At 35.2% G+C, this 12,735-nt stretch carries 10 protein-coding genes; 8 read left to right on the forward strand and 2 right to left on the reverse strand.

Features of this window, described 5'->3' with window-relative positions:
• Positions 1-214 precede the first annotated feature (214 nt).
• Positions 215-1,375 carry a PepSY-associated TM helix domain-containing protein gene (locus tag LNQ81_RS17045; protein ID WP_229948839.1) on the forward strand — a complete coding sequence of 387 codons (1,161 nt, stop codon included), beginning with the start codon at positions 215-217 and terminating at the stop codon, positions 1,373-1,375.
• Positions 1,376-1,386: 11 nt separating this feature from the next.
• Entirely contained in the window at positions 1,387-3,513 is a 2,127-nt protein-coding gene (locus LNQ81_RS17050) for a TonB-dependent receptor domain-containing protein (protein ID WP_229948840.1), read from the forward strand.
• A gap of 110 nt (positions 3,514-3,623) precedes the next feature.
• On the opposite strand, the gene LNQ81_RS17055 is transcribed toward LNQ81_RS17050, so the two are convergent.
• Positions 3,624-4,517, reverse strand: a complete 894-nt coding sequence (locus LNQ81_RS17055) for an IS1595 family transposase (RefSeq protein ID WP_229945071.1) — start codon at positions 4,515-4,517, stop codon at positions 3,624-3,626.
• Between the two features lie 63 nt (positions 4,518-4,580).
• The gene (locus LNQ81_RS17060) at positions 4,581-6,056 is read right to left on the reverse strand and encodes a DASS family sodium-coupled anion symporter (protein ID WP_229948841.1); all 1,476 of its coding nucleotides are present in this window, start codon (positions 6,054-6,056) and stop codon (positions 4,581-4,583) included.
• A 370-nt stretch (positions 6,057-6,426) separates the two neighbouring features.
• Here LNQ81_RS17060 and LNQ81_RS17065 point away from each other — a divergent pair, with 370 nt between their 5' ends.
• From LNQ81_RS17065 to LNQ81_RS17090, 6 genes are read left to right on the forward strand one after another with little or no spacing between them, the layout of a single operon-like run.
• Positions 6,427-7,032: a CDP-alcohol phosphatidyltransferase family protein gene (locus LNQ81_RS17065; protein ID WP_229948843.1), complete on the forward strand. Its 606-nt coding sequence runs from the start codon at positions 6,427-6,429 to the stop codon at positions 7,030-7,032.
• Positions 7,033-7,824, forward strand: a complete 792-nt coding sequence (locus LNQ81_RS17070) for a phosphatidate cytidylyltransferase (RefSeq protein WP_229948844.1) — start codon at positions 7,033-7,035, stop codon at positions 7,822-7,824.
• Positions 7,812-8,846: a patatin-like phospholipase family protein gene (locus tag LNQ81_RS17075; RefSeq protein ID WP_229948845.1), complete on the forward strand. Its 1,035-nt coding sequence runs from the start codon at positions 7,812-7,814 to the stop codon at positions 8,844-8,846. The genes LNQ81_RS17070 and LNQ81_RS17075 overlap by 13 nt, the downstream gene beginning before the upstream one ends.
• Positions 8,843-9,598, forward strand: a complete 756-nt coding sequence (locus LNQ81_RS17080; RefSeq protein ID WP_229948847.1) for an SDR family NAD(P)-dependent oxidoreductase — start codon at positions 8,843-8,845, stop codon at positions 9,596-9,598. The genes LNQ81_RS17075 and LNQ81_RS17080 overlap by 4 nt, the downstream gene beginning before the upstream one ends.
• A complete protein-coding gene (locus LNQ81_RS17085) occupies positions 9,580-10,869 on the forward strand; it encodes a phosphatase PAP2 family protein (protein WP_229948849.1) in 1,290 nt (429 codons plus the stop codon). The genes LNQ81_RS17080 and LNQ81_RS17085 overlap by 19 nt, the downstream gene beginning before the upstream one ends.
• A 27-nt stretch (positions 10,870-10,896) precedes the next feature.
• Positions 10,897-12,603 carry a bifunctional alpha/beta hydrolase/class I SAM-dependent methyltransferase gene (locus LNQ81_RS17090; protein WP_229948851.1) on the forward strand — a complete coding sequence of 569 codons (1,707 nt, stop codon included), beginning with the start codon at positions 10,897-10,899 and terminating at the stop codon, positions 12,601-12,603.
• The last annotated feature ends 132 nt before the right edge of the window (positions 12,604-12,735 follow it).

Genomic DNA, 12,735 nt, shown 5'->3' on the forward strand with positions numbered 1-12,735 from the left:
TCCCTTATTTAGAATTAACTCAACCACCTCATCTTATTTAACAATTAATTATCAGTTAGTTATAAAAATATTCTCAAAATAAGAAGGTTTGTACTTAGAATCATTATAAATAATTATATATTTGCCCTACCTAATTAAACTTAACTAATCTAAATAACGAAATATAATGAATGCTGATAAGCCCAAAAAAAGTAAGGGAGTTTTTAAAAAGTATATGCTTAAAATTCACTTATGGCTAGGACTATTGTCAGGAATAATTGTACTAATCGTATCCTTATCAGGTGCTGTATTTGTCTTCAATGAAGATATCTCAGCCTACCTTAATAAAGAGCAGATTTTTCACGGAGAAACAGATATTGCAAATAAGAAGCCCATTCCTATTAAGGAATTAAAAGATATAGTCAATGCGCAGTTAGTCAATGAAGAAGTACCTGCCGAAAGCGTTACCATTCCCATAGATCCTAACCGCTCTTACCAATTTGGGCTTGACAAAGTGAGTCGAAATGGGTGGAACTACTTCGACACTTACCTTGTCTTTAAATCAGTTTACGTTAATCAATATACAGGTGAAATAATAGCTATACGCGACCTTCGAAAGAGTCCGTTCTTCTTTACGATGATCTTACACCGCTCATTACTATTAAGTAGTTCAGTAGGAGGAACTATCGTAGGTGTATCTACTATCATATTTGTTGTTATGTTAGTAACGGGTATCATACTATGGTGGCCTAAGAATAAGAATATGCGTAAGCAACGCTTCTGGTTTAGATGGAAGAAAGTAAAAGGATGGCGTCGTAAGAACTATGATATTCATAATATACTAGGGTTCTACGCTTCCTTCTTAGCGCTGATAGTTGCTATTACAGGAATTATGTATTCATTCCGCATTACGATGACTTGGGTTTACTTTTTAATAAATGGCTTCTCATCACATTCACCTGACTTCAGTCACTTTAAGACAGTAGCTCCTGAATCAATGGAGACTGCTACTACCATAGATCGCATAGCAGAGAAAGTAAAAGAATACTACCCTAACGCCTTCTCATTTGGTCTTGATTTAGAAGATCACGAAGAAGCGGATCACCACCATGATAACATGAGTATTTGGATTAAAGATCGAGAGTTTACTTATAGTGAAGGAAACCTAATGATCTTCGATGAGCACTCAGGCGAAGTACTGTTTAATAGACCTCACGAAGAAAGATTATTAGCAGACCGTGCTACTAGTGCTACGTATGATTTACACGTAGGTGCTTTCTTTGGAATGACAGGTAAGATACTTGCCTTTATCATGAGTTTATTCTGTGCATCACTTCCTGTCACAGGTTTTATAATCTACTGGGGTAGACGAAATAAGAAAAAGACTACGAATTAATTTAAACTATAATGAATAGATCATATATATGGCTACTTTCACTATGTAGCTTGGGTACCTATGCCCAAACCGAAGCGCAATTAGACAGTCTACTCAATGCATTTAACACGAATCTAGGAGAAGTAATTATCAATACCTCTACTCCTGTGTTTCAACAGAAAGCAGATAAGATGGTATTTAGTGTGGAGAACAGTGCTTTATCAGATGGAAGTACAGTTCTAGAAGTATTAGGAAGAGCTCCAGGAGTAGTTGTATCTCAAGAAGGCGAATTATCACTACGTGGCAAAAAGGGAGTTAGTGTTATGCTAAACGGAAAACTGAGTTCTCTTTCTACAAAAGAACTAGCCAATCTCTTGAGATCAACCAACTCTTCTCAAGTTAAAAATATAGAGATTATCGCTAACCCTTCTGCTAAATATGATGCGGCAGGTAATGCAGGTATTATCAATATTGTTCTAAAGAAGTACAAGATGGAAGGGCTAAAAGGAAGTTCTTATGTCAATGCAGGACGAGGTCGTAAAAACCGAATGAATGCTGGTGCTAGCTTAGGCTATACACATAACAAACTTAGCCTATTTGGGGATTACAGTTATACTTTTAGAGGAGAGGAAGAACACAAGCATTATATCCAAGATTTTTACAATGTTGCTAATCCTACTCTAATAGACAAGCATAACGAACAACGCTTAACAAGTAATGAACCTCTGACTTCTAACAACTTTAAAATAGGTGTAGATTATAGTATCTCTTCTAAGACGACTATTGGATTCTTACTAGATGCTAAAATAGGTAGATATGAAGACTTCTCTAAAGGATATAATAAGAATTTCAGTCCTTCTGGTCAGCTAGATCTTCATGTTAATACAAATAATAGCAATAGTGAACACTGGTATGACTATACTTATGGACTTACTGCTACTCACCTATTTAATGAAAAAGGAAGTAAAGTAGATGTCGATTTAGAATATGAGAACTCTAAATTCAGATCTAATCAAATACAACTTTCAGATGTAATTGCAAATACGTCAAATGCTACGCTATATAGAAACAGAAGAGGACATATCCCTTCACAGTTTAAAGTATTTAATGGAAAAGCGGACTTCACTATTCCGTTTAACGATAAGCATAATTTAGAAACTGGATGGAAATCAACAGTAAAATCTAATGACAATCCTTCTGTCTATGAAATGCAAAATGCTGATTCGTGGTTAATTGATCCTGCTTCTACTAATCACTATAAATACAATGAGCAAATACATGCTGCTTATGCAAATTACAAGTTTAGTTTAGATCATTGGAACTTCCAGGTAGGATTGCGTTCAGAGTTTACACAAACAGAGATAGATCAAAAAACGACTAACGAATACAGTAAAAACGATTATACAAAGTTCTTTCCTAGCGCTTCTATCAAGTACGAAACAGATAATGCACATGGCTTCTATGCTTCGTATAGTAAACGTATTAATAGACCAAGTCACTTTGACTTAAACCCATTCCGTTTTTACGATGATCCATTTAACTACTGGCAAGGAAACCCTAAGTTAAAACCTGAGATAACACACGCTTCTGAAGTAGGATATACATGGAGTAAGTACCTTATCGCAAATGTGTACTTCAGTTTGACAAATGATGTGATGACGAATGTGTATAACTACCAACAAGATACAGGTATCTTAGTAAGTACACAAGAAAACCTAAACAAATCATATCACTATGGTGCGAATGTAACAGGTACAATAAGCCCTGTAGAATGGTGGTCGATGAGTAATATGTTTAATTTATTTAACAACAAATATGAAGGGAACTATCAAGGTACAGAAATCAATAGTTCGCAAGTAGCCTTCACTTTTAACTCTCAAAACAACTTTACTATTGTCAAAGGATTAAAAGCTGATGTCAATGCACAGTATTTCTCTAAGTCAAACTTAGGCCTATACAAAAGAGATAGTTATTTTGACTTAACGATAGGCTTATCTAAGGCCCTATTAGAAGACAAAGCGACTATTAAACTAGCTGTAGCAGATGTTCTAAACACTGTGAACTATAATGTAACAGGAGATAACTTTAATTCTAATATTCGCAAGAAATATGATCTAGATAGTCGAATAGCTACTTTATCATTTAACTATAAGTTTTAATCTAATTAAGGAGATTCTATCTCATTATACTTCATTGATTTATACAACAAAAGCCAGTCGACATCGACTGGCTTTTACGTATATAATAAAAAACTTATTGAGTTATCTGTTTAGTTTCCGCTAATCATATTTAAAGTAGTTGGTTTCGCTTTAACCATCTTTACAATTGTGTTATGAAAAATAGTTTCCTTAAATAAGGATCTATTTAATCTATATACGAACTCATTAAAGTAAGCTTGGATGTATTTCTTATTGATATGTGAAGGTACAGTTCTAATCCAGGATTTAAGTTGGTGAATTATCACGTGTAATTCTTTAAAATTAGCACCTTTATCACTTTCTTTTTGAGTGATGTTATACTTTTTTTTCAAGGGATTGTATCCCCTCCATTTATCTGTAACTACATTAGCATCTTCTGAAATGTGTTGTTCGAATATAGTAGTTAATGACTTAGCAGAGTAATCGTCAATACACTTAACATAGGCTCTTTTTACTTTTCTTTCAGTATTTAACTCTACAGCTATCACTGCTTTAGCTTTTTTGGTGTCGTAACTTCTTCCTGGTTTTCCTTGTTCGTATCCCCCTACAACAAACTCATCAACATGGACTGTCTCAGTCATAGGAGATTGCTCGCTACTTTGCATAGCTAAACGAACTTTATGCATAAAGCCCCACGCTGTTGGCTGGCTTATACCATAGCGTTTACCCATTTGAATACTAGATATGCTTTTGGTAGAAGTTGTCATTTCAAACACAATCATAAATGCTTTATGTAAACCAAATTTGACTTTGTGAAATAAGGTATTAGCTGTTGAGCTTTCAACATGCTCACAGTTATAGCAATAGTATGAATGATTAGATTTTAAGCAACCTTTTTTGTGTCCACATTTTACACAAGTAAAACCGTTTGACCACTTTATTTTACTTAGATAAGCTTTACAAGATTCGTCATCTGGTAGTTCTTTTACTAAGTTAAGAATGTTTTGACCCTTAAAAATTTCCATACTGTTGATTTTAAGATACTAATGTACGGAAGTTAATTTAATAACTCAATAAATACTTTTCTCTTACCAATATCCTAGTGCTTTCCACCATAGTCCTCCTACAAGGATAAAAATAATTAGATTAACCACACTCATTACAAAACCTACTTTCCACCATTCTCCTAATGTTGTATACCCTGTTCCGAAAATAATCGGTGCTGTACCTGTACCATAATGTGTCAATGACATCATTATAGATGATGAGAAACCTAGTACTAACGCCCATAACATCTCAGGTGCTCCAAGAGCAATACCGGCTGCGAAAAAGGCTGCAAACATCGCTGTAATATGCGCTGTAGTACTCGCAAAGAAATAGTGAGAGTATACATATACTAGAAGCAGTATAAGGGTAGCTGGTATCCACGATAGTCCTAGTCCTGCAATACCTTTCCCTACTGTTGTAGCGAGCCATCCTACCAATCCTAGTTTACCTAAGAAACCTGCCATCATTACTAAAGCTGCAAACCATACTATCGTATCCCAAGCCCCTGTATTTTTTAATATATCTTCCCAAGTCAATACTCCTGTGACAATAAGAATTCCCAATCCTAAGAAAGCAGCCGCTGTTGGTTGAACAGCAAAAGTATCTCCAAAGATCATTGCAGGAACTCCTGCCCATAGCAATAATAAAACTGTAAATACTCCCATTGTGATATATTCAGGTAAAGAAATAGGTCCTAACTCTTCTAATTGCTTTCTAGCAAATACTGGAGCATCTGGAGTTTTCTTTATTTCTGGTGGATAGATCATATAAATCACTAAAGGCATCACAATTAAAGCTACTAGTCCTGGTACTAAAGCTGCTAATGCCCACATTCCCCAAGTTATAGTTATTCCTGCTGTTGTACCTGCTAGAACCAAACTCACAATTAATGGGTTAGGAGCTGTAGCGGTAATAAACATTGCTGAAGTAATAGGATTGGCATTATAATTAACTAATGCTAAATAACGTCCTATCTTTTCGGCAGACCCTTTCTCTGGTCTAGAACCAAAACTTACTGCAATAGAACACATAATAGGATGTATAATTCCTCCTCCCCTTGCTGTATTACTTGGTGTTACAGGAGCTAAGATTGTTTCTGCAAAAGACAATGCATACGCAATCCCTAAGGTCCTTTTACCAAACAATGAAATAAGGAAATACCCTATTCTAGCACCTAAGCCTGTTTTCTTTAAACTGATAGAGATCATCACTGCCACTCCAATAAGCCAGATTAAATCATTAGAAAAACCACTTAAAGCATCCGCTAAGGCTGCTTTAGAATTGCCTGGATTAGTTACACCTGTTATCGCTACTAATGCTATCGCTACAATAGACACTGCTCCGATAGGTAGCGCCTTTCCAATAATAGCTGCAATAGTTCCAACGAATAATGCTAACAACTGCCACGCATTAGGACTAACGCCTTCTGGAACAGGGATAATAAACCAAATAATTAATGTGATAGCGACCGCGATTAATGCCGGTACGGGTTTGATAGGTTCTAATTTACTTGCCATACGAGTAATTTATTTCTGTAGTAATACTTTATCTCTTATTTCACTATTTACATTGATGAAGCCAATAGTTTTTTTTTACTACTTTTATTTTTTATATAAACTCAACAAAAATGCCAAACATGATTATTACAATATTTATTTTTAGTTTTTTAAAGAAAATAGATATTACAATAATGTGTTGTTTCTTTTTATTTTTCACTTTTAAAGATAATGAATAAATAAAGAGTATTTTTATTTTTAATTCAGTTTTTATCATTAAAAAACACACCTAATATCAATATTAACCTATAAAATAACAAATAAAAACCAATATACACTTGTGTCCTATGTTATTATTTTACTAAACACTAATTAATAAAAAAGTTAAAATATGATATCAGTCTATAAAATAAAACCTTATTTCCAAAAAACATTAATGCCTATACTTAATGCGTTGCACAGAAAAAATATTACAGCTAATCAGATAACAGTATTCGCGATACTCTTCTCTATAGTCCTAGCAATCTTATTTTGGTTTGCAGATTTATATCACTTCTTCTTTTTACTATTACCAATAGGGTTATTAATCAGAATGGCACTGAATGCACTGGACGGTATGATGGCGAGACTGTATAAACAAACTTCTAAAAAAGGGGAGCTACTAAACGAAGTTGGAGATATATTCTCTGACTTTATACTATTCATCCCTCTATTAAAGTTTCAAAGTGAGAGTCTTTACCTAATCGTCTTATTTATTGGACTCAGTATTATCAACGAGTTTGCTGGTTTAATGGGGAAGGTACTAGACGGAGAAAGACGCTATGATGGGCCGATGGGCAAAAGTGACAGAGCATTAGTCCTTGGGGTATATGGTTTACTGATGTTTCTACACATTAATATGAGTGGAGTTTCTCTTTACCTCTTTATCATTGTCAATTTATTATTACTTTTAAGTACGATAACAAGGTGCCGAAAAGCACTTAAAAACGCACAATAGATGAATAAAGAAGGAAAATTTGCCGATGTACCACTTCGCGTCAAGACGTGGGGTTATATCGTTGTGGTATTTGCCATAGCATTATTGCATCCGATTAGTCTGCTTATTTTTACACTCTTCCTACTCTATTGGGGACAACGAGAATTTTACACTATTGCTATTCCGATAGGACGACTAAGAACGTGGTTCGCTATACTAACTACTGTTATAATTACTCTTAGTTTATTTGTATTATCTATCGAAAATAATTTATTAACCATACTTGGATGGTGTATGATTACCTATTCGTACGTATATCTTAAATATAGACAATATCTATTTTATCTAATAATAATGACAGTCTACTTACTATCTATCTCTATCTTATTTTATATAGGCATACAAGTGAAGGGGTATAAATATCTCATCTTATTAGTTGTTCCGATGGAGCTTAATGATGTAAGTCAGTATATGTCAGGTAAACTATTTGGCAAAACTAAAATAACCCCTAATATCAGTCCTAATAAGACAGCAGAAGGAGTTATAGGTGGAGTGGTCATGACAACTATTATATTTAACTTGATGTACTACGTGTTATTCAATGAAATGATAACAATCAAGACAATACTACTTGCCATGGCACTTAGTCTACTTGGTTTCTTAGGAGACCTAACGTTATCCCTAGTCAAACGAAAAGCCAATGTAAAAGACACAGGTACTTTACTTCCTGGACATGGAGGTTTATTAGATCGAGTAGATAGTCTACTATACACCACTCCACTATTCTATATAACAATGATATGGCTGAAATAAAACCTTATAATCGTGTAGCAGTGTTCTCAGGTGGCGGAAGCCGCTTTGTGATGTACTGTGGTATGTATGTTGCAATGGTCGAACACAATGTTCGCCCTGATTTGATTATATCTACTTGTGGAGCGACTATCTCTACATCGATTATACGCACCTTTAATACACCTGAAGCCATTAAAGCTTATCTAGCATCAGACGAATTTCTGACTGCTGCGATGAATACTTTTTTGACTAATCAGACGAGACTAGATCGCCTTCCTTACTACTGTATCAAACACAGCAAGAAAAAGGAGAATGCACCCTATTTATTAGACCTATTTAACAAGTATTTTGTTGATCAGCCTCAAAACCTAGATGAGAAGTTTCCTTCTCTATTAACTACACATACTGATGCTCCAGAGGTAATTACCATTGGTTCTGAGATATTATACACACCTGATCAAGTAAACAAAAAGAGGAAGGGTAAGAAAACCTTTAAAAAAGTACTCATCCCTACCTCTAATATTCCTTTTGATCCATTGCATCAATATATTGATCAATACAAATTTGATACAAATAGTGCAGTAGAGAGAGATACAGAATTACTTCTAGGGGTAGAATCCTTAAGAGCGATGCGTATTAGTACATCTGATATGTTCTATATGGCACCTGCTCAGTATGGAGGTAAGCAGTATTTAGGAGGAGCCATAGATCTTATTCCATTCGAACTAGCAACTACATTAGGTAGTGAAATATGGTTAGAGCACAAGGCTCCATATTCTGCTATGGAAGAAGGACTAGTAAGAGCGGTATTTGGATATAGTGGTAATTCACGATTAAATACAGCCGCTACTGTTACAGCAAAGAGAATAGATACTAGTGATATGAGAAGTAAGTTAGCTGGAGGCTATTTAAGCCGCAAGATTAATTGGAGAAAGTTTGCCTTAGAAATACAGCTTCCCGTATCTAAAGAAGACTGTAAAGATCAGATATTTAGACAATTTGACTATGGATATCAAGTAGTTCTTAATGCATTAAAGTCATGAAAAAGGTTTTTATTACAGGAGGTACATCTGGTATAGGATGGGCATTAGCTCAGCGTTACTTACAAGAAGGTTATCGTGTAGGGATAGGCAGTCGTATGCCATATAAAGAAGAACATCACTTCAGCATCTATGCTAACTTATCTGTATATACAGTAGATGCAACTGACTTTTTCAATTTATATGAAGCTGCTCAAGAGTTCAGCCAAGGACAGTTAGATATCTTTATCGCTGGAGCGGGTAACTATACAGACAGTGCATTAGAGACGATCTCTTGGCAAGAAACAAATGCTATGATAGACAACAATATCAAAGCAACACTAAATGCATTAGAAGTAGCAAGAGAATTAATGAAGAATAAAGGAGGTAAAGTAGTGTGCATTGCTTCTATTTCTACCTTTTTAGACTATACAGATGCTACGATATACACCCGATGTAAGCAAGCTGTAGTAGCTGTAGCAAAAGCTTATCAACGCGCTTATAGAGATAAAGGGATCCACATTGTCACTGTACATCCGGGTTATGTCGCTACTCCCCGATTATTAGCCCTTAACAAAGATGACTTATCTAAGAAGCAATATGTAATCACCCCAAGTGAGGCGGCTAATATAATCTATACTGACCTCGCTAAAGGCAAACAACTTATCGTATTTCCAAGGAAGATGTATAGACTTATTCGCTTCTTACAAATCTTGCCAAAGGGAATACTACAACGTATTATGCATAAAAAAGCAAAATGGCAGAAGAACAAATAACCCCTACTTTTAAACAACGGAATACCTCGATGATACTATGTTATATAGTATTTATCACCTCTTATATGACTGCTCAGTACTATGCTGTATTCAGAGCATTAGATTGGTCATTTGCGCTGCCCATAGATAAGCACATCCCTTTTGTAGAATGGATGATTATCCCTTATGCCACTAGCGCACCATTCTTTTTATTGGTGTTTTATTGGGTCGATACAATGGAGCAACTAAGAGTACTTACCAAGAGAATGTTACTTGTTACACTAGTTGCCTTTATTGGTTTTATAGCCTTTCCTATACAGTTTACACTTGATAAACCTTATCATACGATTGGAATATTTGACCTATTCTTTGACTTTATCAATGTCTGGGATACTCATTATAATCAAGCTCCCTCTCTACACGTAGCCTATGCTGTAATCTTTATGACAGTAGTGAAACAAACTACTCGATTCAGCAATTTCACAAAGAAGCTATTATATCTGTGGTTAGCTTTAGTAGCATTATCTACGGTATTTGTCTATCAACATCACAGCATCGATGTATTAACAGCTGTGATCGTATGCTTGTTCATTTTCTTTTTTGTACCTAACAAAGAGAATAGACTGTATCTCAATATCAAAAAGGGATTAATATACTTTATCCTAGCTTCGTTATTCATACTGATTACATTTATTTGGTTTAATTCCTTTACGGCAATCCTACTGTGGATAAGTTTTAACCTCATTTATATAGGCAAGGCGTATATCCAAAACAATGTTTACTTCATCAAGAATAAAGAGGGTGAGATAGCATGGTGGAAATACATTATCTTGTTTCCTTATTTGCTGACGTATGTTATACTAAGAAAGTTGAATAGACGTTATAATCCTGTTCCCTTTGCTGAAATGTTACCTCAGCTATATATCGGAGCATTACTGTCTACGCAGGAGGCTAAAAAACACTTGGTACAACACAAGAATATCATCGTTTATGACCTCTCTGCAGAAATGACAGAGAATACCTATATACGAAGGCAAGCTACATATCATTTTTTTCCCTTACTAGACATTGGACAAGCAAATGAAGAGTACCTAGCTCAGATAGTACAACATATTATTGACTCTTATAATGCGAGAAATCAAGATACCCTAATCTATATACACTGTGCGATGGGACTGTCTAGAAGTATGGCTGTATCCACATTAGTTTACTCACAATGTGTACAGTGCACTAAAAAAGAAGCACAGAGATATATACAATCTATTAATCAAAACGCTATCTTTAAACTATAATAAATTGCTATAAAACAAAAAACACCTATGATAGAAGGAACATTCACTAGCTTTGATGATGCATCAATATTTTATCGAGCTTGGAATTACAAAGAAGGACAAAAGACTATGATCGTCCTTCACCGTGGTCACGAACACTCAGCGCGTTTAGCTGAATTTGCTCAGAGTGCACCATTTGCTAATTACAATGTATTTAGTTTTGACTTTAGAGGACATGGATACACTAAGCAAGAGGTATCACCTAACTTTATGGATTACGTCCGTGACTTAGATGCCTTTGCTCATTATCTAAATGATAAATACCAGATACACTATCACGATACGTTTGTCGTAGCTAATAGTATCGCAGGTGTGATCCTAAGTGCTTGGGTACACGATTTTGCTATTCCCATAGCAGGTATGGCGTTATTAGCGCCTGCTTTTGAAATTAAACTATATGTGCCTTTTGCAAAAGAAATGATTGCACTAGGAACGAAGCTGAAACCAGAGATGATCGTTACGAGCTATGTCAAATCTAAAGTACTGACACACGAGAAAGATCAACAAGTAGCTTATGATAGTGATCCTTTAATTACCAAGTCTATTAATGGACGTATGCTCGTGGATCTACTAGATGCAGGGAAGCGTATCGTAGATGATGCTGCTGCGATTACTATCCCAACCATCTTATTTGCTGCTGAGAAAGACTATGTTGTAAAAAATAAAACGCAACAGCGCTTTTTCCACAATCTGAGTAGTGATTTAAGAGAGTTCAAAATGCTTAAAGGTAGCTTCCACGGTATTCTCTTTGAGAAAGGACGTGAACAAGTTTACCGAGACATTGCCAAGTTTATGAATAAGAGCTTCACGGCTCCTAAGGTCAAAATAAACTTAAAAGCTGATAAGTTTACAAGGGATGAATACTTTAAAATGATGTTCGGTTTATATCCTGCTATCGAACTCCTATCCTATAAAATACAGAAAAGATTATTAGGGATTATTGGTCCCTTATCTGAAGGAATGCGTCTAGGTTTACTATATGGTTTTGACTCAGGAATATCTCTGGATTATGTCTATAAGAATACTCCTCAAGGTAGACTAGGCTTCGGTAAGATGATGGATAAAAACTATCTAAATGCTATAGGCTGGGCAGGTATCCGTCAGCGAAAAATACATTTATTACAGCAAATAGATAAACAAATACTATTGCTACAAGAGCAAGGACTACCTATCAGAATATTAGACGTAGCAGGAGGTACAGGTAACTATCTATTTGATATCAAAGCCAAGTATCCCGAAGCTGAGATTGTGATTAACGACTTTAAACGTTCTAATATCGAGGTTGGTGAAGCGTATATTAAGGAACATAATCTTACAGGCATTCGCTTTACCAACTATGATTGTTTTGATCCGAATACATATCCACTATTCAACTTCGAACCAAATATCACGATTATCTCGGGTATATTCGAATTATTTGAAGACAATGATATGATCTGTAACACGATTAAGGGAATCAGCTCTATAGCGATGAATAACAGTAGCATAGTCTATACAGGACAACCTTGGCATCCACAGCTTAAGACGATTGCCTTTGTACTAAAAAGTCACAGAGATACTGACTGGGTGATGCGTCGTCGTTCTCAGTACGAACTAGATAAACTATTCGCTTATAACAGCGTATTTAAACAAAATATGGTAATCGACAACTATGGTATCTTTACTGTATCAGTCGCTAAAATCGTTAAGTCATAAATAGCAAAAAACATAAAAGCAAAAAGCCCTCATCTCTGAGGGCTTCTTTATTACCACTCAGATTACTCTGAGTAGCCTAACATATTTTTATCAACTCTTTTTGTGATGTCGTTTTTTGTGTGATGTCGTGAA

The organism is Myroides oncorhynchi (assembly GCF_020905415.1).
Lineage (GTDB): Bacteria > Bacteroidota > Bacteroidia > Flavobacteriales > Flavobacteriaceae > Flavobacterium > Flavobacterium oncorhynchi_A.